This is a genomic window from Clostridium felsineum DSM 794, assembly GCF_002006355.2.
Lineage (GTDB): Bacteria > Bacillota > Clostridia > Clostridiales > Clostridiaceae > Clostridium_S > Clostridium_S felsineum.
Genome location: NZ_CP096980.1, coordinates 1,044,632 through 1,070,020, shown reverse-complemented (window position 1 = coordinate 1,070,020; position 25,389 = coordinate 1,044,632). Strand labels below are relative to the sequence as shown.

The following is a 25,389-nucleotide window of genomic DNA, read 5'->3' as shown; positions in this document are numbered from 1 at the left end:
GTATTTATATTTTCACAACAATAAATTATATCACACTAGACTTCGTATAATCAAACTCAGAATGTTAGTTACAATCCACCTCTTACAGCTAAAACCACTCTATCCATTTTTGCAAGATCCTTTCTCTTTTCTACTGATATAAATCCTTCATTTTTTAATATCTGAAAAACCTCGTCTGCTTCATCACTTCCTATTTCATAAGCAATGAGCCCACCTGGTTTTAGAATTTCTTTACTCATTGAGGTTATTTTCCTATAAAATTCAAGTCCATCTTCTCCACCTGAGAGTGCAATTTTGGGTTCATATTCTTTTACGTCTTCCATTAAAGTAGGAATTTCATCCTCTCTTATATAAGGTGGGTTTGATACTATAACATCAAACTTTTCTCCTCTTTCTATAACCTTCCTCAAAAGATCTCCTTCTTCTATTTTTACCCTATCTTCTAACTCTAAACTCTTACGGTTTATTTCACTAACTCTAATTGCATCTTTAGATATATCCGTACATAGCACCTCTACATTATTTGCATACTTTGCTATAGAAAGACCTATTGCTCCACTTCCTGAACAAACATCGCATACCTTTTTATAGTTATTGTATTCTATATATTTTAAAACCTCTTCTACCAATATTTCAGTATCTGGTCTTGGTATCAGAACACCTTCTTCGATATGAAAATCCAGCCCCATAAATTCACACTGCTTTGTTATATATCTAAGAGGCATTTTTTTTCTTCTCATATCTATATATCTAAAATATTCTTCTGCTTTATCCTCATCAATTTCAAAATCTCTATTGGTAATTATAAAAAGTTTATCCTTTTTAATAACATGAGTCAATAATATCTGACTATCTTCCATATAAAATTCTTTATTGCTTTCCTTTAATATAGAATATGCTTTAACAAGTGCCTCTTTTATTTTCATTTAACCTCTGTCTCCTCTATAGACTTTTCATCTTCAGAATCTATTCCTTCTGCAACCTTTAAAGCCTTTATTGCAACTTCAAGTTGATCCTCTGAAGGTTCTTTTGTTGTAAGACGTTGAAGCATAAGTCCTGGATAAGATAATAATTTTGATATATTACTTTCGCTTTTTCCCATCCATTTTATAATTTCATATGTAACTCCCGAAACAAGTGGAAGAAGTATAATTCTCCATATAATTCTCTCTGGAAGTGAGTGCCATTTTGTAAATGAAAAAATAATAATACTTACTATCATTACTAAAAACAGAAAGTTTGTACCACACCTTGGATGAAATCTTGAATATTTTGAAGCCTTCTCAGGCGTAAGTTCATCCTCATCTTCATAACAAAATACTGTTTTATGTTCTGCTCCATGATACTCAAAAACTCTCTGAATATCACTCATTTTTCCTATAAAAAATATATAAATTATAAATATAGCTACTCTTATTATACCTTCTAGAAAATTTAAAGCTATAGAACTACTATTAACTTTTGAAAATAAATTTGCTAAAAAGGTTGGAAGTATAAAAAATACAGCTACCGCAAACACAAGAGATATCATAAGTGAAAATATTAAAAGAAAGTCATTAGCCTTATCTCCTAAAATTTTCTCTACAAATTTATCAAATTTTGAAGGTTTCTCATCTTCTTCTGAAGTTTCTTCAAAAAATGAAGCTGAATAATTTAAAGTTTTAATACCTATAACTAGAGATTCAATGAGTGATACAAAACCCCTGATTATTGGTAAACCAAAAAACTTGTTTTTCTTAGTATACGGAATAACATTCTTAAATTCCACACTAATACTTCCGTCTGAAGTTCTAACTGCTGTTGCTATACCTTTAGTTCCGCGCATCATAACGCCTTCTATAACTGCTTGACCTCCGACCGTTCCTTTTTTACCCATTATCTATCACACCTCTTTTTTGGGGAACAACATGGCACTTTCTGCATCTTGCTTCATAGGATTCTGTAGCCCCTATAAGCACTATAGGATCATTATAACATGCTGGTTCTCCATTAATAAGTCTCTGGGTTCTAGTTGCAGGATTACCACACACCACACATATTGCTTGAATTTTATCCACAAATTCAGCAATTGCCATAAGTTCAGGCATTGGTCCAAATGGTTTTCCTCTAAAATCCATATCAAGACCAGCACAAATTACTCTTTTGCCTTTCTCTGCAATATTGTTAACAATTTCCACTACCTCATCATCAAAAAATTGTACTTCATCTATTGCTATAACTTCTGTATCCTTACAAAGAAGCTCTATTATTTCTCTACTATTTCTAATTGCAACCGCTTCTTCTTTTTCTCCCATGTGCGAAACTACATCTTCCTTACTATATCTGTTATCTATTTCAGGCTTAAAAACCTGGATCTTCTGTTTTGCAATTTTAACTCTTCTAATTCTTCTAATAAGCTCTTCTGATTTTCCACTATACATTGGTCCAACAATAACTTCAACCCATCCGTGATCTTTTGGTCTATACATAAACTATTATCCCCCTACATGGATTTTTTAACATATTATTTTTGCATTACTATATATTCTATCAAATATAGTGAATTAATTAAAGTGCTTTATTGTGCTTACTACAAATTTATTGACTAAACTATTTGTAAATGTTATAATATCATAGTTGATAATGTAGATACGTAAAGAGGTGAATGTAATGCAAAAGGATATACAACCAGAATACTTTGAAGATGCAGTTGTTAAATGTGCGTGCGGAAATACTTTCACAACAGGTTCCACTAAAAAAGAATTAAAAGTTGATATTTGCTCAAAATGTCATCCATTCTTTACAGGACAGCAAAAAATTGTTGATGTTGGTGGAAGAGTTGAGAAGTTCAGAAAAAAATACAACTTGTCTGAAGGCAAATAAATCATTGTTTAGAGAAACGGAGGTAATTATAAATAATAACTTTCGTTTCTTTGTTTTTTTGCACAAAAAAATTACTGTAGGATTTCCAAAGTTAACTTAACAATAGAGCATCCTACAATAAATTGCAAATAAAGCTTAACATTAAAACTTCATTTGCATATTGCCTACCACTTTCCTTTATTTATAATATTTACAATATCAATATTATTCTTAGTCTCATTAAGCATATTAATAAGCTTTTCAGTAACGTCTTGTGTACTATTATTACTACCATAGAGAACTCTTCTTATTTTAAATGCCGCCTCAAGTTCATCATGATTTAAAAGTTCACTTTCTTTTCTAGTTCCAGATTTATATATATCAATAGCTGGGAAGATTCTTCTCTCTTGAAGTCTTCTATCAAGATGAACTTCCATATTTCCGGTTCCCTTAAACTCTTCAAAAATCATATCATCCATTCTACTTCCGGTATCAACTAATGCTGTAGCTAGTATTGTAAGACTTCCGCCCTCTTCTATATTTCTAGCTGCTCCAAAGAACTTTTTAGGCATAATTAAAGCTCCTGGATCAAGTCCTCCGGAAAGAGTTCTACCAGTTGGTGTTATTGTAAGGTTATAAGCTCTTGCAAGCCTTGTTAAACTATCTAAAAGTATTACTACATCCTGACCTTGTTCAACCATTCTCTTTGCTCTTTCAAGAACCATATATGCAACTTTAGTATGATGCTCTGGCTCTTCATCAAAAGTAGAATATATTACCTCTCCCTTTATGCTTCTTTGCATATCTGTAACTTCTTCCGGTCTTTCATCAATTAAAACTACTATAAGCTTAGTCTCAGGATGATTTTGAGCTAAACTTTGAGCTACACTTTTAAGAAGAGTTGTTTTTCCAGCCTTCGGAGGTGCTACTATAAGTCCTCTCTGTCCTTTTCCTATAGGGCTTATTAAATCCATAAGCCTTGTTGCAAGTTCCTCACTATTTTTTTCTAAGCTTAATCTTTCATTAGGATATATAGGAGTTAATTTTTCAAACGGCGCTCTTCTAACTGATTTTTCCGGATTCTCACCATTAACCTTTTCAACATATAAAAGTGCTTTAAATTTTTCTCCCTCTTTAGGTATTCTAACTTTTCCTTGAACTTCATCACCCGTTTTCAAATTAAATCTTCTTATTTGTGAAGGTGATACATATATGTCCTCTGGACTAGTTAGGTAGTTTTTACCTCTTAAAAATCCAAAATTATTATTTTCTACTAATTCAAGTACTCCTTTTGCCGAATCTGATTCATCTACCATTTCTTTAAATCTTTCATTTTTGTTTTCTTTTGGTACATATCTATTATTATTGTGTACTCTTTCACCAGTTCTAGCATTATTGTTCATAGTATTATTGTTATTTGTATTTGTATTTGTATTTGCATTACTATTGTTTATATTGCCATTATTTGCATTGATATTATTTGTGTTACTATTATTTGTATTGCTATTATTTGTATTGCTATTATTGCCGCTCTCCATTACAGTATTGCTTTTTTCCTCCAAAACATTTTTAGGCTTTATATTTTCCTTAAGCATAACACCATCTTTTTCTATGCTATTTGGAGACTTTTTATTTATTTCATCTATTAAATCTTTTTTTCTATATTTAGATACATTTTTAAGTCCAAGTTCTTTTGCTAATTCTTTTAACTCTGTAACTGTCATACTCTCTAGGTCATTTAAGTCATTATTAATCAAACAGTAAGCACCTCCAATAAATTTATACTGTATATATACTTGCAGCCTAAATTACTCGTTTTCAATATATAATTTACAAACACAGCAAATTACATCTATATAAATGTAATATTATTTTCGCATTATATCTAATATTGGGAATTTATCAATAAATAGAATCTAAAAGACAAGGCAATATTATTTCATGTGGAAATAATATCTTCAATTGAATTTATTAAAATGGTATTCATTATTATAAAGTTTAAACTTAAAACAAATAAAAATCAAGTATTCTAACTTATTATATCATCATATATAACTTCTTATTAGTTTCCGAATATTTTTTTATTCTATTTTCTACCTTATCAGGTCTTCCAATAAATATAACTGGTATACCCAAAGTCTCGCAACCACCAATAAGAACCTCTCTTTTAAAAATATCAGAAATGTTATAACTAAAATTATGATATTCATCACATACATTACATTTAATTTTGATGTTAATTTTTTTATTCTCTACATGCAATTCAAAATTATCATATAGAATATTTAGTTCCTTTAACTCAAAAATAGTAACTTCATTTATATCATAGCTACCATATTTATTTTTTAGTGCAATAACAATAGAAGTGTTAAATGTCATATTTTTACCTCCATACTTCAATTTGAAGCAAAAAATATCTGCAATTTATAAAATAACTTTAACATTTACCGCTATAGAACTCCCTTAAACTAACTAGAATCCTTTTATTATATAATAATTCTATAAAAAAAGTTAAAATCCTTTAGCTTTAAAAAATTTCTATAAGCAACCTAATAATATTTACTAAAGGCTATTGAATCGATGATTTTTAAACCACCAATACAACAGCCCTTAAAATTTTACTAATTGCATTCCATAAAAAACACTAATATTATTATGACTTTACACTATTTCTGCTTTTTTGAACATGCTGCCTTTATAAAATCTCTGAAAAGAGCATGCGGTCTATTTGGTCTTGATTTAAATTCAGGATGAAATTGAACTCCTACGAACCAAGGATGATCTTTAACTTCAACTATTTCCACTAATCTATCATCTGGACTTGTTCCTGCAAGAATCAAACCTTCTTCTGTTAATCTCTTTCTGTATTCATTGTTAAATTCATATCTATGTCTATGTCTTTCATATATAACTTCTTCTTCATACGCATCATATGCATTTGTATCCTTTGATAATTTACATGCATATAATCCAAGTCTCATTGTTCCACCTTTATCATCTATATCCTTTTGATCTGGCATAAGATCTATAACAGGATATTTTGTTTGTGGATCTATTTCTGAACTATGTGCTCCATCAAGTCCTAAAACGTTTCTTGCATACTCTATTACTGCACACTGCATTCCAAGGCATATTCCAAAAAACGGAACTTTGTTTTCTCTAGCCCATCTAACAGCTTCAATTTTTCCTTCGATACCTCTATCTCCAAATCCACCTGGAACAAGTATACCATCAACATCACTTAATATACTATCAATATTATCTTTTGTAACACCTTCTGAATTAATCCATTTAACATTAACGGAAACGTTATTTGCAAAACCCCCGTGATTAAGAGATTCTACTACCGATATATATGCATCATGTAATTCAACATATTTTCCTACAAGACCTATTGTAACTTCTCCGGAAAGGCTTTTAATATTTTTAACCATTCCTTCCCATTCTGAATTATCAACGTCTTTACAGTTTATCTCTAGTTTTTTACAAACCAAAGAATCTAGACCTTGATCATGAAGCATTAATGGAACTTCATATAAGTTTTCAGCATCCAAATTTGAAATAACTGAATCTCCATCTATATTGCAGAATAAGCCTATTTTATTTCTAACGTCCTTAGATATTTCCTTTTCTGTTCTGCAAACTATAACATCTGGTTGAATACCTATACCTCTTAATTCCTTAACTGAATGTTGAGTAGGCTTAGTCTTTATTTCTCCTGCTTTACTTAAATAAGGTAAAAGTGTTACATGGATAAAACATGCATTTCCGAATCCAACTTCATATTTTATTTGTCTGATAGCTTCAATGAATGGAAGAGATTCAATATCACCAACAGTTCCTCCTATTTCAGTTATTACTACATCTACATCTTTTTCTTTAGCAACTCTATAAACTCTTTCTTTAAGTTCATTTGTTATATGAGGTATTACTTGAACTGTTCCTCCAAGATAATCTCCTCTTCTTTCTTTGTTTATAACTGACCAATAAACTTTTCCTGTTGTTACATTACTGTTTTTACTTAGGTTCTCATCAATAAACCTTTCATAATGACCTAAATCCAAATCTGTTTCAGCACCATCATCTGTTACAAATACTTCTCCGTGTTGATATGGACTCATTGTTCCTGGGTCTACATTTATATACGGATCAAATTTTTGTATTGATACCTTAAGTCCTCTATTTTTAAGAAGTCGTCCTAGTGAAGCTGCCGTTATTCCCTTACCTAGTGACGAAACAACTCCGCCTGTTACGAATATGTATTTAGTTTTCATCAAACTACCTCCTATAAAATTTATCATATACTTCAAATACTTCAAAAAAATAAAAATAATTCAATTTAGCATTGACTATATACATAAATAAGTATATAATAGAAAATACACTCACTTATGTATATAGTCTTATATGTAGTCTTTTTAACACATGTATTCTATTTTATCATATGTGCGTTTTTTTTTCTACTTTTATTTTCATTTTATTTTAAGTCTATATGATATTTTTCACCTCATCATCGATTCTAAGGTACATCTCCCTAAAATTTTTGTTAACAAGAAATTTTTCTAAAGCCTTTTTATAATTATAAATCATTTGCTTTTTGCTAAAATTATTCAAATCATTATTCATGCTATTAACCTCAACCCCGTATTTTTTCACCAAAAGAAAAAACATATATTTACAATCCTTATCTCTTAAAATCTCACACAACTCTTTTGAACTAATTCCTTTATATTCACATATCGTTTCAATAATCTTTTCATAATCTGCTTTAAACATAAACTATCTCCTTTCCATACATATATTTAAATTATTTACACTAAAATCCATAATTAAACATATGTTTATAGAAAAAAGACACCTATTTAAGTGTCTTTATATTTATATCTATAATTGTAGATTGAGATAATTGATTTACTATACTTAAATCATAGCTAATATTTACATCTCCACCATCATCATTTACGTTTATATCTATATTTTTAGTACTTATTTTTAATTCCATAGTTCCATATGGTGTACTGTAGATAGAATAGTTATCTTTGTCTTTTTCAAATTCCATTTTAGTAGAAGTAGAACCTTGTCTTAGAATAGAGCACTTATCATCTTTAATTTTAAGTGTAGTTGTTGTTCCTTCCATACCTGATATTTCAGTTTCTTTATATGTTGCATAATAACAATTATTTTTTTTATAAAAATCTCCTGGAGTGACAACTGATATTGGTTCATCTTTTCCTTGTTTGCTTGAAATGCTTATAATCGCCTTTCTACCCATTATTTATATTTCTCCTATTTAAGCGTTATTTCTATTTATAGCAAGCTCTATTAAATCATCAATAAGCTTACTATATTCCTTACCTGATGCTCCCCATAACTTCGGATACATACTTATGCTTGTGAATCCCGGAATTGTATTAACCTCATTAAGATACATTTCAGTTGTATCTTTATCAACTAAAAAATCTACTCTGGACATTCCAGCACAATCTAGTGCCTTATAAACTTCTATTGCAATACTCTTTATTTTTTCAAGATCAGCTTCATTTAAATTTGCAGGTATTAAGAGTTTAGACGCTTCATTTTCATACTTTGCTTCATAATCATAAAATTCTTTTGCTGGTACTATCTCTCCTGGAACAGCTGCTTTAGGCTCATCATTTCCAAGTACAGCCACCTCAATTTCTCTAGCATTAAGAGCTTCTTCAACAAGAATTTTTCTATCATATTTCATAGCTTCTTCAAGTCCTGCTTCAAGCTCTTTTCTATCATGAGCTTTTGTTATACCTACAGAAGAGCCACTGTTAGAGGGTTTTATAAATACCGCATATCCTAATTTATTTTCTATTTCTTTTATTATATCTTCTTTACTATTTTTATATTCATGTGCATTTACAATTACATAATCTGCTTGTTTTATATTAAAATGTTCAAGTACATATTTTGTGTATACTTTGTCCATACATACTGAAGATGATAATACACCAGGACCAACACATGGTATACCTACAAGCTTACATAGTCCCTGAATTGTTCCATCTTCACCATATAAACCATGCATAACTGGAAATACTACATCAACTTCTCTATTGAATAGTACTGATTGACCATTTGGGCTCTTATAAAATTCATCTTTTTCCCATTCTCCATTTTCAATTTTATCTACACTTCCTGTATATTCAAACCATTCACCTTGTTTTGTTATTCCTATAGGAAATAGATCATATTTTGATGTATCTATATTTTTCAAAACAGACGCTGCCGATACTCTTGATACCTCATGTTCTGTTGATTGTCCTCCAAATAGTATAGCCACTTTCTTTTTCATAATATCGCTCCTTTAAAAATTTCATAAAAACCTATAATTATTATAATATATTAATTTACAATAAAAAACTACCACAAGATAATTTATAAAACTATCTTGTGGTACTATAACTACATGGTTAATTTTCCATTTGGAGTATTTCTTATTTGTAGTATCTTTGTTTCATATCCTGTAGCAGCGTCTATATACTCTACAAAATCTTGACCTTTATAATTTCCTACAAATTCATATGTCAATATCTCTGTATTTGTTTCCGTTGGAACTACAGCTAAATTGACACTAGAAATATTAAGTCTTTTTCCAACTTTACTTTGTGCTGCTTCCTTGCTTATTTTTGGAGTAGGCAAACTTCTATTATCTACATGTGAAATAAGATATTTTTTAGCTTCCACTCCAACTATACTTCCATCTTCTAATGATACCTTTAATTTAATCATATCCGGATAAATAGATATACCATTTTCAGTATATACGTAACTTATAACTCCTACATTTCCGTAATTAGAGAAGTATGTAGATTTCATATTTGTATACCCAAAGCTATTTAAATAATTCGTTCCTATATCTGTTGCTTTTTTTATATCCATACTACTTTTGTTTACAGCCTTGTTATCAAGTAAACTAAATAATTTTCCACCGTGTTTAGTGATCTCGCATCTTACTTTGCTTGCATTTTTATCTCTTCCTTTTATTGAAACACTGAAAGTATACATTGGAATATTTGATTTACCACTATCTACAATTTCTATATTTTGTATCCTATCTTCACCAATAGCCTTTCTGACTACGTTTTCTGCATCTTTACGACTTACCTCTTTCATACCATTGACTTTAGGTGGTATTTCAAGATTGTTATCCGAAAAAGGTCCATCATATATGAGTGCTGGGTACTGTGCTGATTGTTTTTGAATATTTTTAAAACTATCTGATATATTTGCCCCATTATTTGACGCAAGCGCTCCCCCAACTTTTTTTCTTATCTCACCCCAGCTGACTTTTCCTAAATTTATATTGCTTTGTACTGTTTTCAACTGATTCTCTAATCCATCTGCTTGATTTTTTAACCTCTCAACTTGTGCTATATCTGAATCACTTAACTCTTCTCCCTTAGCAGCCTTATTTTCAAGTACATAACAAAAATCTCCTAGCTGTGATATAAACTTACTAGTTCCTTGAAGTTCTTGCTGTGCAATGGGCATAGAATGCAACTTATCATTAGCTACAGTAGAATATCTATATATATCACCCAAAACTAACGTACTTTGTTCCCTTGAGCCTAATACAGGAATTTTAGAAAGATCTGATTCTATATTTTCCACAGAATCTATAAGTTGATACATGCTTTTACTATATTCAGCTTGGAGATAATTTTTATAGTCTGTTTTTTCTAGTGTCATAAGTACAGCATAAGTAGTAGAAAAAACGACTATAATTGCTACGGCTAATGTATATGTAATTCTTTTAGTACTACTCTTCATTATTAATTTCCTCCTCGTTTATTTCAAATGTTCATACTACAAAAATACTTTTACATTCTGCCTCATAAAAGATTCTAGCGTCGAACCTTTTATGCAGGAATATTTTACAAGTCACAATGTTAGTGTTTTATTGTATATTTATATAATCCGAAAACACTTTTACATTCTGCCTTATAAAAGATTCTAGCGTCGAACCTTTTATGCAGGAATATTTTATAAGTCACAATGTTAGTGTTTTATTGTATTATATATACCTAGTTTTCATTTTTTGCTTGAATAATATACCCATTAAACATTAATTTTTCAATAAATAATTTTGAAAGGTATTTATAATTGATGTCATATTATATATAATTAAAGGTGCATTAATAATTTAAAATGTAGATCACTTATCACGCATTTTATTTCAAGACTAATATTGAAAGGTGAATAATAATGAAATTTTTAATTCTTTCGGTTTCGGCCGGTGGTGGACATATACATGCTGCTTATGCTTTAAAAAAGTATATAACACAGTATGAAGAAGGTTCACAAGTTGAATTGCTGGATACTATTAAATATTTAAATCCATTTTTGGATAAAGTTCTTATAGGCGGTTACTTAAAAACATTAAAAGTATCTCCTGCATTATTCGGCAAACTCTATAACTTCACTGAAAAAGATGATAATCTTGCTTCATTAAGTAATAAACTAAATGAATTCATGGCATATAAACTTATTCCTATAATTGAAAGTTTTAATCCAGATGTAATTATATGTACTCATCCATTTCCTACAGAGATGGTTTCCATATTAAAATCCAAAGAATCTTTAAAAACACCTATGCTTTGTATACTTACTGATTATGCTCCTCACAGCTTTTGGATAAGACCACAAGTAGATTCTTACATAGTATCTAATTCTGATATGATAGAAGAGATGGTTAAACGGGGTGTAAAAAGAGAAAACATTTATGATTTGGGTATACCTGTTGATCCCGACTTCATGAAAACCTTTGATAAAAATGAAACGTTAAACGAGTTAAATTTATCTCTACATAAGAAAACCATACTCATAATGGGGGGAAGCCTCGGCTTTGGTAAAATTGAAAAAATATATGAGTCTCTTTCAAAATCAAACGCTAATATTCAGATTATAATAATAACTGGTAACAATAAAAAACTTTATTCAAAACTCTTAGAAATAGCTGAAATCTCAAATGTTGAAACGAGAATACTTGGATACACAAAAGAAGTAAATAGATATATGCAGGCCTCTGACTTACTTCTTACTAAACCTGGTGGACTTACTATAACAGAAGCTTTAATTTGCAGAATTCCTCTAGCTATTTTTTCTCCACTACCTGGTCAAGAGGAAAAAAATGAAGATTTTCTTTTAAAACACAATTTAGCAATAAGTATACATGATATTGAAAACTGCTGCGTTACTATAGAAAATTTAATTTCTAATCCTGAATTATTAGATACGATGAAAAACAACTGCAGTAATTTTTCCAAACCATATAGTGGTAAAAACATATGTGAACTTCTTATTAATTTAATAAATAAAAATCAAAAAATAGATATAAACAATGCAGACTATAGTAATTAATCTGCATTGTTTGTCTTATGTACTCATTTTTTCAAATCATTAATAATTTTCTTCATCTCTTCTACTATTTTAAATTTAACATGAATCTTTCCATCATCCTTATAATTACATACAACCTTATATTCTTCTGGTGTTAATACCTTTTTCATCTCATTATCTGTTTTTTTCTCCTCTATTGCTCCTTTAGTTATATCCGTAAAACATAGCGGCGGAAACATTACGCACCACCAATTGTGTCCTTTTGCTTGTCCAATAAGAATTCTATAAGCCTCATATTTTCCTTCAGGTAATATTATATTTCCATAACTTTTAACTGGAAAATCAACCTTTGCTAATTCAGTATTAACTTTATATTGATAACCATTTTCTTTAATAACCTTATCCGCAATTCTTCTTATAGCCCAATCACTATTAATTAAAATTTTTCTCGATTCATTTATATCTTTACTATTTTCAAGCTTAGGCTTCATATAATTTATAACAGCATCTCTAACCTTTAATTTTAAACTTTGATCTTCACCTGAATCGCTATTTGCAAGCACATGGAATCTTATAACTTTTTTAGCTATACTCATTTGCACATTATCTTCACTACTATTCATCTCTGTATTTGCGAATACATAATTAACACTCATAAAAACTATATAAAAAATTGCAAGTATTATTACCATTAAAATCTTTTTTTTCATATCCATCCCTCCATCTACTAGAAATTATTTCCACTAATTTATTTTCTATTCATCATTTTATAAATTTTTCAGAGGGCATTCGTTAATCATAATTTTCATCGCACTAGGATTTTACCTTATATTTCCACGTTACAATTCATTTTTATGGCAATAATACTGAATGTATGTAATAAATTTTTTCTTGTAGGTGATCTTAATGATTAGATATACTAATATGCCTCTACTCAAAAAAATTTACACAAAAAAAACACCCGAAGAAATATGTACTATCAACGTGGCGCTTTTTTCAACCTTACTATTAGAAACTGGTATTGTATATGATTTTTTAACAATGAATCGAAATCACTTCCTAACCTATGTATTTTTAAGCATATTAACGGCTTTACTCTCTATTTTATTAATTAAGCTATCAAGCCTTTATGAGTATATATTATTAAAAAGATGCGAATTAATATTGTACATAGTACGTGAAGGAGATTCTCTTATAAGCATATCAAATCTATGCATGCCAGAATGTAATCCTTGGAAAACATCCTCTTTAATAAAAAAAATAAATCACATAGAAAATTTCATATACATTGGTCAACAAATTTGGATTCCTATGAAAATTTAAAATATTTTATTTTCTGGTACATATTTTCTAACAAGATTATAAACGTGCTCCTTCATTCTTTTAGAATCCTCATAAGTATAATAATCATCAATATTAGAAAATTTATATCCAAAAATATTTTCATATGGATTTAATTTTCTAATTCTCTTTAAATGTTCTTTTTTTACTCTAAAGGTATCAATATTTATATCTCTCACTTTTTCCTTATTTATTGAATTAAATATTTTTGTTATAAATTTTTCATATACATTATCAAAATTATTTATTTGCATTATTGGTTCAATTGAAAGCCTTACCTGTACCCCTTTTTCTATAGCTTCACCTATACTCTTTAATCTACTATTTAGACTAGGTACTTTAAATTCGTATTTTTGTATAACTTCATCTGGCAAAAGAGACCATGCAAATATAACATTACTTGGTATATCAAGATGTTTTACACTTTTGAAATTTATACTTTTAGTTCTTATCTCAATAAGTATGTTAGGATTTTTTTCTGCCATCCTTATCCACTTCTCAGCAAAACCTGTAATATTCTCAAAAACCAATATATCAGAATCATAGGATATGCAAACATATATTTTCTTTCCTTTACCCTTCTCTACTGCTGCTTCTATAAAGTCTTCTACATTCACAAATATAACTACGTTACTAGACGGATATAACCCTTTTAAATAACAGTACTCACAATTATATATACAATTTAATATGCTAGAAGAATAATAAAAATTTTCTTGTCCAAAATCCTCACACATATCAGAACCATCATATATAAAATTACTTTTTGCCTTTGCTAGTATAAGCTTCTGTGAATATTTTTGAACATTAAAATTTTGTCTCACTCTATTAAATACATCTCTATAGTTATTTATGTATATAAGCTTACTATTCGGGAAATTTTGTAATATTTTCCTTGTGACTTTAAAATTTTTTATTTCCTCCTCTACGTATATATGAGAAAATTTATTTTCAATAGCATTCAAACTGATTTTATGCCCACATATCATTGATGAGTTTTGAAAAATATTTCTTTCCATCATTTTTAATCTTCACTTCCAATTTTAAAAATCCACTAAAATCAAATTCTTTATTATTTCTAATTTTGTATGCTACCATTGCTCTTTTGATTTCTATCTTTTGGCTTTCTGTAAGCCTTAAAACTTGAACCAATTTTTCCATGTTTCTAGTGCATACATCGCTCAAAAATTTTTCTTTATAAAATACATTTTCATAATTTTTAATATATGAATTTACTTTAGACATATTTTTTTTTATCAGTTCACCTAAACATTTTAATTCAACTTTTGAGCCATCGGCCTTGTCAGATACCACCTTAATAATAGCAATTTGGTGATTCTCGAAAAACTTAGATGCACATTCAAAAAAAGCGCTTCCTTCCATATCACATATATCCTTAACATTGCCATCTACAACAGGAGTTGTAAAAGTTTGAAGAGTTCCCTCTTCAAACTCATGTTTTAAAATCATATCAGGATAAAATTCCCTCTTAGTATCAACATCTATAATTTTATTTACAAGTATTCCTTCTCCTATGTTTCTACTCCTACCCCCACATATACCAATATTTATAATTATATCTTCACTATTCTTTACTGTTTCTCTGCCGATATAACCAATTGCACAAGCAGCATTTATCTTTCCTATTCCACTAATTATTAACTTAATATATTCATTACAAAAAATTTGAAAACTGGAATAAGAAAATTCTTTCTTTAAATTATAATACAAAATTATTTCCTCGGCCTCTTTATAAAAGCTACACAAAAAATAAACCATAACCTTAAACCGTCCTTGTTATAAAAACCTTTTTATAATATTTTTTCATTTCATAGAAATAGCTTTCTGCCTTTTCTTTACTATCAAAAAAGCCAAAAACTGTTGGTCCACTACCGCTCATCATTGCACCTTGTGCTCCAAACTCAAGCGCTTTAGCTTTAATCTGGTTTATCTCATCATATTTAACTGCTGTAACATTTTCCAAAACATTAACCATATTATTTACAACAAAATCAAAATCACCTTTATTTACAGCTTCTATTATTTTTCTACTATCAGGATGAATAATATTGGTACATTTATCATATTCCGAATAAACTATTTTTGTAGATGCCCCAAAATTAGGTTTTACAAGTACAATTAGTCTATCTTTTAAACTTTGAAGTTTAGTTATTTTTTCCCCTATGCCTTCACAGAAAGCTGTACCTCCAACTATACAAAACGGAACATCTGCTCCAATTTTCACCCCTAATTCAATAAGTTCTTTATCTGTAATTTGATTTTTAAAAAGTTGTCTCATAGCTTTAAGCACTGCAGCACCATCAGCACTACCTCCCGCAAGCCCTGCTGCAACTGGTATTCTTTTATTTATATGTATACTTACTCCTTTATCAATCTTGTATGTATCTATAAAAAGCTGTGCTGCTCTATATGCTATATTCTTATGATTTATCGGTATATTTCTTCTGTTTGATGTAATTCTTATTCCTTCATCAATAACTTTTATATCTAAAACATCATATAAATTAATACTCTGCATTATCATTTCTAGTAAATGGTATCCATCTTCTCTATTGCCTATAACATCAAGAGAAATATTTACTTTAGCATAAGCTTTAACTTTCATTTAAACCCCTCCAATTATAAATTCTATTATATCACAGAAGAAAAAAATATATAAAAATGTCTCGAAACTTTTTCAAGAATTTCGAGACATTTTTATATATTCTTATTTATTCTTCAATCTATAATACATTATATTAATTATATAACTGCCCTTCCTGGTATTATCAACTTTTGACCTGCCAATATAAGACTTTCATCCTCTATGCTATTAGCTTTTTCTATGCTTTCAACAGTCGTAGCATAATTTTTTGCTATCTTCCATAGCGTATCTCCTGTTTGAACACAGTATATTGTAACACTGGCTTTCTTTTCAGGCGCCCCTTCCTCTGATGGTTCTACATTAACTATAAAGTTCTTATCCTTTTCATAGCTTACCTTTTCATCAAATGATATAAGAGCTTTTATAGCTATTGTATTAGCTTCTAATGTACTCTCTATATTTTCTATATTAGATCTTACATTACACATCATGTTTATCTTACACCCTTCTACTTCAGAAGAATTCGTAAATGGGATATCCTCATTTACTGCATATATACCTTTTTCTGATGTTCTATAAAGCACAGATACATTCAATAATCCCTCAATAGAAACCTTATCCTCAAACACCTTTTTGTCTGTAATACTTATCTTTCCATAAGCTGCAATTATACCAGCTGGCGCTGGTGCATCTTCTGGTAGTTCTATATTATCTTTAACTATAGTTTCTGAATAATTATGATCTTGAATTATATTTATTTTATAATTTTTTTTCTTAACGTCTAAAACTGTCTCCGGAGAATAGACATCATCTATAGAATTAGTTTCCATTCTATTAATTACCTTAACATCACATTTTACAATTGATTCTGTAGATATTATTCTACTCTCCCCTAGATCATCTTGTTTTACATTGAATTCATAAGCATCGACCCTAAAAATAGAATCATTATCCATAGTAGGCTCTGCTCCGTCCACTATTTCTTCTCCTGTTATCTCAACATCATCTGAAATATAATTTATTTCTCCTGAGTCCTTAGCTTTATATAATATTTCAACCAATGCATACGCATTTGCCTCTACTTTTCCATCTAACACTTTAATATTCTTTTTATGAATATTTACATCACACCTTAGTATCTCATCTGCTTGTTCTTTATCTGCTGGAATTTGTATATTAGATTTTGCAATCAAATCCATAGACGTTCTACTAACTATATTATCTATCTTAGTATTATTTTTTAAAAATTGAACTTCACCAATACCAACTATATCCTTCACCATTTCAATTTTAGATGGTTTACTTGCTCTCCCGTAAATTTCCACTATGCCTTCAACGCTTATTTTTCTCTCATTTATAATATTGCAATTCATATGTTCTACATATGGTTTTACATTACAAATCATATCACGTTCACAATTAACTATGTCTATATAATTAGAGAACTTGGAAGAATAATTCACTCCATATACATCATTTTTTAAATCTCCCGTCCCTAAATATATTACATTAAATTCCATTTGACCTTCCACATATATTTTATCTTTCATCATTTCTGTATTTATAATTTTAGGCTTTGCATCCACCATAAGTATCTGCTTTACATCTGGTCTAGTATCTGGTATAACATATTCCTCTTTAACAACAGTATCAACAATATTTTGCCCAACTGCTTTTTCATAATCTATACTTTCCATTAGCAATTCAGCTGCCATAATTCACCCTCCTATAAATTATAATATAAATATAAACATACAATTTATCTGCATATTATAATCTATAAAAGAATTATTAAAAATATGATAGTTTTAGTAATATTTTTTTATATTAAAATTGATACACACACTCAAATATTAAAAAATATTACTGATATTTATATGACACGTTCAGACTTATTTCGCAAAAATGCTTATATTTTATCTATATAATTACAAAAAATAAACTTGACATTTTTTAATATATATAGTAACATAGAAATTGGTTATTGACCATATAACCTCTCATAAATTCTCAATACCCTTTTATACCATAGTTGAAAGATGGATTCAAAGCCATCTTTCTTTTTTTATATAACAAAAATCTTTAATTACCATTTAAAAGAATAATTAAAGATTATAAATAATAAAATATAAATAAAAGCGATACAATAATAGTACCGCTTCTTAATCATGCACCAAAAACAATCTGCACTGATTTAGTTAACACATCTGAATAGCTATATGTCACAGTCCTTTGGGTGTCGCTCTCCAATCTAACTACAAAAATACTTGGATAAGTCTTTTCTATAACTCCATTGTTAACAACTATTTTTTTTCTTCCACCATTTGATTTAAGTGTAACTTTTTCACCAATATGGTTTTCTATATTAGCTTTAATTGAGGCCAAACCGTTTTGCTTTATCACAAATAACACCCTCTTTCAATAGTAACAATTATATAGCAAAAATGCAATTTTGTCAAGCAAAACTATTATTTTACCAGTATTACATATAGATTGTCAAGGTTAATTTTTTATGAACATGCATATCCTAAGTAATTTTATGCGCTAAGGCTTTTGTTTTCTTGTCCATTAAGCCCTTTTAGAATATATTAATTAAAAATCATTTATTTTTTTTACAAGTAATTTTTTGTTAAATATATTTATGCTATTTTTATTTATGTATACTTTTATAATTTAAGGCAAATTTAAATTTATACATAAGCTTAGAAAGTTATAATACCTTATAACTTTTAAAATATCCTAGAGTCGAACCTTTAAGCAGTTATATTTTACAAATTACAATATAATAACTTTATTACAACGTATATACATAAAATTAAGAGAGACTTTTAAATCCCTCTTAATTGCTTTTTAAGTAATATATGTTGATCTAGGGTATCCTTCCCTACATTTTCCTCTCGTTTGAAGTCCTCCTATTCCTTTTACTCCTGTTACGGTTCCTTTAACTACATCCTTAATATTTACTATTTGACCAACATTGGTATATGCAACCTTTTCACTTACAAAAACAGGATCTAAACAATGAATTAAAACCCTTCCTGGAGAACTAGCATAATTTGCACCAGCATTTAGAATTCCTTCATAACATGATTGACATGCACCAGCAAAAATAACAAGATCATCATAGCTTGGTTCATAGTCTCTTAAATTGGAAACTGATTTTATAAAATATGCTGAATTTCTATAATTATTTATATCCATATAATCCTTTGCACCTTTGATCATACTATCATGTCCTGTTATTACCACTATATCTGGTTTAATATCTTTAACAATACCTACTATTTTATTGGGCTGCTCTCTTTCTGGCATAACCTTTCCTACAGCATCTATTGAAAGTTGTTTATACACCTTAAGACATACTTCTAAATATTCTGAGTCTCCATCTATATGAAGTACTTTTCCTGGTCTAGCAAAGGTCATGTTATTTACTGTTTCACTATTGCCTGAAATTCTCATTTTTTTTTTCTTATATGTCTTTATATTTTCTACAATACTTTGCTCTGCTCTAAATGCATCTGATCTTTTTATCATTATATTTTTAATTGAATTATTTATCTTTTCATTAAATATACTGTCAACTTTACCTTCATTGTTTGGTTTAACTAACCTTAAATCTCGTTCTGGTGAATCAGCTATTATTCTTAAATTAACTCCTTTTAGCACATAATATTTTATTCCCTTATCATTTATTATATCTATAATTTTGAAGGTTATATCTTCACCATAAGATTTTCTTACCACAAAATCTCCAATAACCAAAAATCTCACCCCTCAGTATTTACACATAATATACTATGAAGGTGAGACTTTGCTTGTTACATTTACTATTGGAGATTATATGCCTCTTTAAACTCTTCGATGAACTTAATGTAATTTTCCCTTTCTTCAATAAGTTCCTCCATTTTATTATTAAAAGTATTTTGTCCCCAATTTACCTCATTATAATAATATCTATTAGCTAATCTCCAAAATCTCTGAGGAAATATTAAAAATGCATATATAACCCCGTATTCATCTTCTTCTAATTTAGAAATACTATTGTAAGAATCCAAAATAAGTTCTGCAGTCTTCATACTCCAATTTGATCTTTTAAGTACTTTTATCATAAAATTTGAAATGTCATATGCTCTCAATTCTCTTTTACAATAATCAAAATCAATTACGTACACATTGTCTTCATTATTTATTATAATATTATGATAGGTATAATCATGATGGCAAAATCCTTTTTCCTCTTCCGCTACAGCACATAACTCTTCATATTTAGAGTTTTTAAGTACATTCATAGATTTTATGCCTTGTTCTTTGAAGAAATCTACATTTTTAATGTAATTTAAATCAAAATCTTTTTTATTGCCTTTCTTTCTCGCCATATCCCGCATCTTATCCAAAGCCTTAACTCTTTTTTCTATAAGATGTGGCCATCTTCCTAAATCACTTTTAAGCTTACTATTTTCTGGTGGCTCATATCCCTTCGAACCTTCATGCATTCTTGCGAGAGTCTTTGATGCTTTAACTAAATCTTCTGTATCATAAAAGCTACATTCTCTCCCTTCTATCCACTCTGACAGTGTATAAATATCCTCGTTAACAAGTGCATAGGGATTCCCCTCTGTGTTAAGGCAATATTTATCTACATACTTAAAACCACTATTTATAAGATGTTCTTTTGCCGCATAAACAAACAATAATTTTTGTATACCATAATTTATTTTTTTGAGACACTTATTTCCCTTATTGGTTTTCACAAAATATACACCTTTATTGGGTTTTATATATTCAATTTTAATATTGAACTGTCTCTCGATTTCAAATTCCCTCATCATTTCACATCACCTCCAATACATTAAATTTATATGTACCTATAAATGATTTTAGAAGAGAAAAATATGTTTTATTACATTATGTACATTTATAATTATTAAAATTTCTTTAATTGTACGCTAAATTTTTAACATAATATTTATTTGTACACTAGATATTTTCTTAATGATAAGCTTATAAATTTGATTCATGTGATTTTTGAACACTTTTATATATACTTTAATATAATAAGATTGTAGTACTTTGTATGGAGATATTTTATGAAAATAGGAATTGACGGCAGAGCAGCAAAGTGGTATCGGGGAACTGGTATAGGAACCTATACCTATGAACTTATAAACCATATAAATAGATTAGACAAGATAAACAACTATACTATTTTTTTACCTGATCCATTAAATTTAAATTTTGAATTTAAAAATAACTTTAATTTAAAAAGTATAGACTATAAAGCTAAAAATAATTTTTGGGATCAAGTTAATATACCTAATATAATAACCAAAAACGATACTGAATTATATCATGTTCCTCAAAATGGTATTGGTCTTCCACATAATAAGAGCTGTCGCTTTACCATAACACTTCATGATATTATTCCATATAAAATGCCTGAAACCGTTGGGAAAAAATACCTAAAAATTTTCACAGAGCAAATTCAAAAAATAATTCCTCTCTGTGATGGTATTATAACAGTGTCCAATTTTTCTAAGCATGATATATCCAAATTTTTTAATTATCCTGAAAATAACATATATGTGACTTACTTATCAGCTGAAAATATATACAAGCCAATTGATAAAGTTCTTTCTAAAAAAATAATTAAGACTGTATATGGAATAAATAACGACTATATACTCTATGTAGGTGGATTTAGTCCTAGAAAGAATATTTTAGGAATAATAGAAGCCTTTAGTAAATTAAAAAAAAGTATTAAATCAAATTTAAAATTAATCATAGCTGGTAAAAAAGGTCAATCTTATTTAAGTTATGTTGATATAGCCAATAAATTAAATATTTCATCAGATGTTATTTTCCCAGGCTTTGTAACTCTAGAATACATGCCTTTTTTATACAATGCCGCTGAATTTTTAATTTATCCATCCTTCTATGAGGGTTTTGGACTTCCCCCTTTAGAAGCTATGGCATGTAAATTACCCGTAATTACATCAAATACAACTTCTCTTTATGAAATATTTAAAGATTGTGCCTTTACTGTCAACCCTTATGATATCGAAGATATTAAAAATGCTATGGAATTAATGTATTCAGATAATAGAACTAGAGCTATTTTTTCTGAAAAAGGTTTTAATTTCTCGAAAAAACTTACGTGGAATGACACAACTATTTCAACAATAGCTGCTTATAAAAAAATTTCAAAAAATTAAATAAGTGAAGATTTTCTAAACTTCACTTATTCTAACCTTTTAAATTTTCAATTCTTTTTTTAGGTCTTCTAAAAATTCAATTCTATTCTCTTCAGTATTAATTTTTCTGTTCATTTTAGCCATAAACTCTTCCTCTGACCATTCTTTTCTTTTAGTATAATAATTTTTAACTATTTCATAAAAGTCCTCTGGGAAACTTAATATGTCAAATAATACTTCTATCTCATTCCTATTTAAGCTATTAGATTTGCAATAATTAGAGATGATGGTATTTGAATTACTTATAGCATAATTAAATACTTTTGCAGCTTTTGATATTATATTAGCAAGATCATGTACTTTAAGGTCTATTATTGCATAATCAAAATCTATAAAATATGCCTCTTCATCTTTTATAATTATATTATGATGTGCTAAGTCATGATGGCATAACACTATTTTGTCTTCCTCACTACATAATTTGTAGTATTGACTATTTTCCATAGCATCAATACTTTTACCGATTTGTTCCATATAGTAATCAACATTTTTCAAAAATGCTTCATCAAATTCATTAGGCTTTTCATATAATTTAGCCATTTTCTTAAAAAAAATCAATTCTTCTTTTTTTCTTTTAAAGCTTTTTATCATTTTTCCCCATTTATTTTTACTATCGTTATTTTTATATCTAAACCCTTCTGATGCACCATGAAGTTGTCCTAATGAAAATGCACTTACACTTAAATCAACTGGATTACTAAATTCACATTCTTTACCTTCTATCATATCCATAATACAATAAAGGTCTCCATTTTTTATAGCATAATATTCTCCATTTTGTGTTTTATTAAAATCCATTATTCTTGTAAATCCATTTTCATTTTTTATATAATTTACTACAGATAAAATAAATTTAAATTCCTCAATAGTATAATCTATTTTTTTAAGTATTTTTTCTCCTTTATCTGTAGATATTAAAAATGCTTTCCTAAGAGGCATTACATTATATACAGAAAGATTGAACTCATTAAATAATTCAACATCTAATTCATAACTTGCAAGCCTACCTTCTCTATATGACCTTAAATCAAGCATAAGTCTACCTCCTAAATAATACTCTCCCCATCTTTTCTTATAGCTTTATTAAGTTTTGCAGTAAATTTATCTTCTAGATCTTTATCAGTATTTCTTTGGTACCTTTCAACACATTTTATATACTCTACAGGGAATGATATTAAAGCTTTCATAAAATTTTCACTTTCTCGTTCAATACCTTCTGTTAAAATATATTCATCTATTAATAATTCAAAATCAAAATCAAAATTATTAATTTTTAACTTATTCAAAAACTTTATTCCATCTATTTCAACCATGTTAAAAGCCACATCACTATAATCTACTATACAAAGCTCCTTATCTTTCCAAAGGTTATCAAAATAGCAATTTCCAAGACAAATATCATTATTTCTCATGCCTCTTTTTATTATTTGAATATATTTATCGTCACTAATATAATTAAGACACTTTTCACACCTTTTAATAACACCTTTGTAGGTACTTAAAAAGTATTCATCAAACATGGTTAATTCATTACTTTTTTCTTTTATAGCTGCATATTTTTTTAAGTTTTTTTCTTGTATTTTATATTGCCCAACAAGTTTACCAATTTTATTTTTTATATTCTTTACATCGAAGCCATTATAGCCTCTAGCTATTTTATGAAATTCTCCTATTATATGAATCTGTTCTATAATTTTTTTTTCATCTATATAATTTTTATTCATTACATGTACAGTATTACATATATTTATTCCTTTTTTTTTAATGTAATCTATAAAAGAAATATCTTCTATGCTACTCAAAATATCACCTCTAATTACAAATATTTTAAATTTATAAGTTCCTCTACGAATTCCTGTCTTTCATCCTTATCTTTATGAAGCCTATTTAATCTACTGATAAAAAACTCCTCTGTCCAGGGTTGCTTCTCAACATAATATTGAAGTCCAACTTGCCAATAACCCTGAGGAAATTCTATAAAGGCTGCAATTATAGGTATATCACTATTTTCTATGGTGTATTTTTCATTATATGTGTCTAAAATAAATAAACAACTTTTCATATCCCATAAGCCATTTTTCATCTTTCTTATAAGAATACTTGATAAATCATGGAGATGTGTATCTAATATACAATAATCGAAATCTATGATATTGATATTTTCTTTTTTGTCTATTAGTATATTATGATGAGCATAATCATGGTGACAAAATCCATTTAACTTAAATTCTTTTTTCATTTTATGATCGTATTCGGACTTTTCTATATCTGATATTGATTTATCGACCTTAACTAACTCTTCTTGCATCATTTTGGAATACAAATTATCAAATTCAGTTTTTTTATCTTTTTTTGAAATCATACTTTTGAATTTTAATATCTCATCTCTTCTATTTTTAAAATTACCTATCCATTTAAACCAACCTACTCTTGGATTCATATCTTCTGTAACTACAAAATTTCTACTTTTTAAATGTAACTCTGCAAGAACTTTTACCGCCATTTTTAAGTCTACAGGATTATCAAAATTGCATAGTCTAGAATCAACCCAATCCGTCAGATATACATATCCTTTTTGAAATTTTATAAACTGATCTCCCTTAATTGTTCTAATAATTTCAGGAATATTATCAAAGCCATTCTTTTTTAAATGTTCTATAGCTTTTACTATAAAAAGAACATGCCCATAATCATAGCTTATACACTTAAGGCAGTAACTTTTTAAATTATCACTGATTTTATAAACATTTTTTATTTTCTTGTAATCTTTAACCTTAATATTATAATTGTCTTTTAAAAATCTACTAATCTCTTCACTTTTCATAGTATTTTCACCATTATCCTAGTCTCACACATTTATTATATGAGAATTTACTTAACTGTGTGCTGACAGAATGTTATAATATTTTTAAATTATATATATTTTAATTTTTATATACAGAATAAAATTTATCACACATTTAACATTTAAATCTATACTAT

The 25,389-nt window shown here is 28.3% G+C and carries 24 protein-coding genes; 3 read left to right on the top strand and 21 right to left on the bottom strand.

Annotated features, from left to right (window positions below):
* Positions 1-68: 68 nt before the first annotated feature.
* Genes prmC through CLFE_RS05135 form a run of 3 tightly spaced genes read right to left on the bottom strand, consistent with a single transcriptional unit; the run spans position 69 to position 2,468 of the window.
* Positions 69-926 (bottom strand): peptide chain release factor N(5)-glutamine methyltransferase, encoded by an 858-nt coding sequence (gene prmC, locus CLFE_RS05145; protein ID WP_077834485.1) that lies wholly within the window; start codon positions 924-926, stop codon positions 69-71.
* Positions 923-1,876 (bottom strand): DUF1385 domain-containing protein, encoded by a 954-nt coding sequence (locus tag CLFE_RS05140; RefSeq protein WP_077892498.1) that lies wholly within the window; start codon positions 1,874-1,876, stop codon positions 923-925. Before CLFE_RS05140 ends, prmC begins: the two co-directional genes overlap by 4 nt.
* The gene (locus tag CLFE_RS05135) at positions 1,869-2,468 is read right to left on the bottom strand and encodes a thymidine kinase (protein ID WP_077834483.1); all 600 of its coding nucleotides are present in this window, start codon (positions 2,466-2,468) and stop codon (positions 1,869-1,871) included. The genes CLFE_RS05140 and CLFE_RS05135 overlap by 8 nt, the downstream gene beginning before the upstream one ends.
* Positions 2,469-2,649: 181 nt before the next feature.
* On the opposite strand from CLFE_RS05135, the gene rpmE reads away from it, so the two are divergent.
* A complete protein-coding gene (rpmE, locus tag CLFE_RS05130) occupies positions 2,650-2,862 on the top strand; it encodes a 50S ribosomal protein L31 (RefSeq protein WP_077834482.1) in 213 nt (70 codons plus the stop codon).
* Positions 2,863-3,026: 164 nt separating this feature from the next.
* Here rpmE and rho read toward each other — a convergent pair whose 3' ends face one another.
* The 7 genes from rho to ypeB all read right to left on the bottom strand — a co-directional run bounded on the left by rho (position 3,027) and on the right by ypeB (position 10,641).
* Positions 3,027-4,598 (bottom strand): transcription termination factor Rho, encoded by a 1,572-nt coding sequence (rho, locus tag CLFE_RS05125; protein ID WP_077892497.1) that lies wholly within the window; start codon positions 4,596-4,598, stop codon positions 3,027-3,029.
* Between the two features lie 280 nt (positions 4,599-4,878).
* A complete protein-coding gene (locus CLFE_RS05120; protein ID WP_077834480.1) occupies positions 4,879-5,220 on the bottom strand; it encodes a hypothetical protein in 342 nt (113 codons plus the stop codon).
* A gap of 287 nt (positions 5,221-5,507) precedes the next feature.
* Entirely contained in the window at positions 5,508-7,115 is a 1,608-nt protein-coding gene (gene pyrG / locus CLFE_RS05115) for a CTP synthase (protein ID WP_077834479.1), read from the bottom strand.
* A 214-nt stretch (positions 7,116-7,329) separates the two neighbouring features.
* Positions 7,330-7,617 carry a ribose-5-phosphate isomerase gene (locus tag CLFE_RS05110; RefSeq protein ID WP_077892496.1) on the bottom strand — a complete coding sequence of 96 codons (288 nt, stop codon included), beginning with the start codon at positions 7,615-7,617 and terminating at the stop codon, positions 7,330-7,332.
* A gap of 82 nt (positions 7,618-7,699) precedes the next feature.
* A complete protein-coding gene (locus CLFE_RS05105) occupies positions 7,700-8,113 on the bottom strand; it encodes a YwiB family protein (RefSeq protein WP_077892495.1) in 414 nt (137 codons plus the stop codon).
* A gap of 18 nt (positions 8,114-8,131) precedes the next feature.
* Positions 8,132-9,163 (bottom strand): D-alanine--D-alanine ligase family protein, encoded by a 1,032-nt coding sequence (locus tag CLFE_RS05100; protein ID WP_077853470.1) that lies wholly within the window; start codon positions 9,161-9,163, stop codon positions 8,132-8,134.
* Positions 9,164-9,273: 110 nt separating this feature from the next.
* Entirely contained in the window at positions 9,274-10,641 is a 1,368-nt protein-coding gene (gene ypeB, locus CLFE_RS05095; protein ID WP_077892494.1) for a germination protein YpeB, read from the bottom strand.
* 435 nt (positions 10,642-11,076) lie between these two features.
* Here ypeB and CLFE_RS05090 point away from each other — a divergent pair, with 435 nt between their 5' ends.
* Complete coding sequence (locus CLFE_RS05090) at positions 11,077-12,231, top strand: MGDG synthase family glycosyltransferase (RefSeq protein ID WP_077834474.1); 1,155 nt, start codon at positions 11,077-11,079, stop codon at positions 12,229-12,231.
* A 23-nt stretch (positions 12,232-12,254) separates the two neighbouring features.
* On the opposite strand, the gene spoIIR is transcribed toward CLFE_RS05090, so the two are convergent.
* The 8 genes from spoIIR to CLFE_RS05045 form a co-directional block, all read right to left on the bottom strand.
* Entirely contained in the window at positions 12,255-12,920 is a 666-nt protein-coding gene (gene spoIIR / locus CLFE_RS05085; protein WP_077853471.1) for a stage II sporulation protein R, read from the bottom strand.
* Between the two features lie 609 nt (positions 12,921-13,529).
* Positions 13,530-14,573 carry an SPL family radical SAM protein gene (locus tag CLFE_RS05075; protein ID WP_077892493.1) on the bottom strand — a complete coding sequence of 348 codons (1,044 nt, stop codon included), beginning with the start codon at positions 14,571-14,573 and terminating at the stop codon, positions 13,530-13,532.
* On the bottom strand, positions 14,524-15,330 hold the full coding sequence (locus CLFE_RS05070; RefSeq protein ID WP_077892492.1) for a nucleoside phosphorylase-I family protein: 807 nt from the start codon (positions 15,328-15,330) through the stop codon (positions 14,524-14,526). The genes CLFE_RS05075 and CLFE_RS05070 overlap by 50 nt, the downstream gene beginning before the upstream one ends.
* Before the next feature lie 4 nt (positions 15,331-15,334).
* The gene (ispE, locus tag CLFE_RS05065) at positions 15,335-16,177 is read right to left on the bottom strand and encodes a 4-(cytidine 5'-diphospho)-2-C-methyl-D-erythritol kinase (RefSeq protein WP_077834469.1); all 843 of its coding nucleotides are present in this window, start codon (positions 16,175-16,177) and stop codon (positions 15,335-15,337) included.
* Positions 16,178-16,314: 137 nt separating this feature from the next.
* On the bottom strand, positions 16,315-17,871 hold the full coding sequence (locus tag CLFE_RS05060) for a DUF3794 and LysM peptidoglycan-binding domain-containing protein (RefSeq protein WP_077892491.1): 1,557 nt from the start codon (positions 17,869-17,871) through the stop codon (positions 16,315-16,317).
* Positions 17,872-18,322: 451 nt separating this feature from the next.
* Entirely contained in the window at positions 18,323-18,559 is a 237-nt protein-coding gene (locus CLFE_RS05055) for a Veg family protein (protein ID WP_077834467.1), read from the bottom strand.
* 447 nt (positions 18,560-19,006) lie between these two features.
* Positions 19,007-19,918 (bottom strand): sporulation peptidase YabG, encoded by a 912-nt coding sequence (yabG, locus tag CLFE_RS05050; protein ID WP_077834466.1) that lies wholly within the window; start codon positions 19,916-19,918, stop codon positions 19,007-19,009.
* A gap of 65 nt (positions 19,919-19,983) precedes the next feature.
* Positions 19,984-20,985: a CotS family spore coat protein gene (locus CLFE_RS05045; protein WP_077834465.1), complete on the bottom strand. Its 1,002-nt coding sequence runs from the start codon at positions 20,983-20,985 to the stop codon at positions 19,984-19,986.
* A 258-nt stretch (positions 20,986-21,243) separates the two neighbouring features.
* Between CLFE_RS05045 and CLFE_RS05040 the strand changes: the two genes are divergently transcribed.
* Complete coding sequence (locus tag CLFE_RS05040; RefSeq protein WP_077892490.1) at positions 21,244-22,368, top strand: glycosyltransferase family 4 protein; 1,125 nt, start codon at positions 21,244-21,246, stop codon at positions 22,366-22,368.
* Positions 22,369-22,407: 39 nt separating this feature from the next.
* Here the strand turns inward: CLFE_RS05040 and CLFE_RS05035 are convergent, their stop codons facing one another.
* The 3 genes from CLFE_RS05035 to CLFE_RS05025 are packed head-to-tail and all read right to left on the bottom strand — an operon-like array spanning position 22,408 to position 25,231.
* Positions 22,408-23,442: a CotS family spore coat protein gene (locus tag CLFE_RS05035; RefSeq protein WP_077834463.1), complete on the bottom strand. Its 1,035-nt coding sequence runs from the start codon at positions 23,440-23,442 to the stop codon at positions 22,408-22,410.
* Between the two features lie 11 nt (positions 23,443-23,453).
* The gene (locus CLFE_RS05030; RefSeq protein WP_077892489.1) at positions 23,454-24,209 is read right to left on the bottom strand and encodes a spore coat protein; all 756 of its coding nucleotides are present in this window, start codon (positions 24,207-24,209) and stop codon (positions 23,454-23,456) included.
* Positions 24,210-24,223: 14 nt separating this feature from the next.
* Complete coding sequence (locus CLFE_RS05025) at positions 24,224-25,231, bottom strand: CotS family spore coat protein (protein ID WP_077892488.1); 1,008 nt, start codon at positions 25,229-25,231, stop codon at positions 24,224-24,226.
* Positions 25,232-25,389 lie beyond the last annotated feature (158 nt).

Coding starts and splice junctions, on each gene's coding strand:
- CLFE_RS05045 (WP_077834465.1), bottom strand. CDS start 20,985: ATGATGAGGGAATTTGAAATCGAGAGACAGTTCAATATTAAAATTGAA.
- CLFE_RS05090 (WP_077834474.1), top strand. CDS start 11,077: ATGAAATTTTTAATTCTTTCGGTTTCGGCCGGTGGTGGACATATACAT.
- pyrG (WP_077834479.1), bottom strand. CDS start 7,115: ATGAAAACTAAATACATATTCGTAACAGGCGGAGTTGTTTCGTCACTA.
- ispE (WP_077834469.1), bottom strand. CDS start 16,177: ATGAAAGTTAAAGCTTATGCTAAAGTAAATATTTCTCTTGATGTTATA.
- CLFE_RS05070 (WP_077892492.1), bottom strand. CDS start 15,330: ATGGTTTATTTTTTGTGTAGCTTTTATAAAGAGGCCGAGGAAATAATT.
- rpmE (WP_077834482.1), top strand. CDS start 2,650: ATGCAAAAGGATATACAACCAGAATACTTTGAAGATGCAGTTGTTAAA.
- prmC (WP_077834485.1), bottom strand. CDS start 926: ATGAAAATAAAAGAGGCACTTGTTAAAGCATATTCTATATTAAAGGAA.
- CLFE_RS05075 (WP_077892493.1), bottom strand. CDS start 14,573: ATGATGGAAAGAAATATTTTTCAAAACTCATCAATGATATGTGGGCAT.
- CLFE_RS05060 (WP_077892491.1), bottom strand. CDS start 17,871: ATGGCAGCTGAATTGCTAATGGAAAGTATAGATTATGAAAAAGCAGTT.
- CLFE_RS05140 (WP_077892498.1), bottom strand. CDS start 1,876: ATGGGTAAAAAAGGAACGGTCGGAGGTCAAGCAGTTATAGAAGGCGTT.
- ypeB (WP_077892494.1), bottom strand. CDS start 10,641: ATGAAGAGTAGTACTAAAAGAATTACATATACATTAGCCGTAGCAATT.
- CLFE_RS05025 (WP_077892488.1), bottom strand. CDS start 25,231: ATGAAAAGTGAAGAGATTAGTAGATTTTTAAAAGACAATTATAATATT.
- CLFE_RS05035 (WP_077834463.1), bottom strand. CDS start 23,442: ATGCTTGATTTAAGGTCATATAGAGAAGGTAGGCTTGCAAGTTATGAA.
- spoIIR (WP_077853471.1), bottom strand. CDS start 12,920: ATGAAAAAAAAGATTTTAATGGTAATAATACTTGCAATTTTTTATATA.
- CLFE_RS05105 (WP_077892495.1), bottom strand. CDS start 8,113: ATGGGTAGAAAGGCGATTATAAGCATTTCAAGCAAACAAGGAAAAGAT.
- CLFE_RS05040 (WP_077892490.1), top strand. CDS start 21,244: ATGAAAATAGGAATTGACGGCAGAGCAGCAAAGTGGTATCGGGGAACT.
- CLFE_RS05120 (WP_077834480.1), bottom strand. CDS start 5,220: ATGACATTTAACACTTCTATTGTTATTGCACTAAAAAATAAATATGGT.
- CLFE_RS05135 (WP_077834483.1), bottom strand. CDS start 2,468: ATGTATAGACCAAAAGATCACGGATGGGTTGAAGTTATTGTTGGACCA.
- CLFE_RS05100 (WP_077853470.1), bottom strand. CDS start 9,163: ATGAAAAAGAAAGTGGCTATACTATTTGGAGGACAATCAACAGAACAT.
- CLFE_RS05110 (WP_077892496.1), bottom strand. CDS start 7,617: ATGTTTAAAGCAGATTATGAAAAGATTATTGAAACGATATGTGAATAT.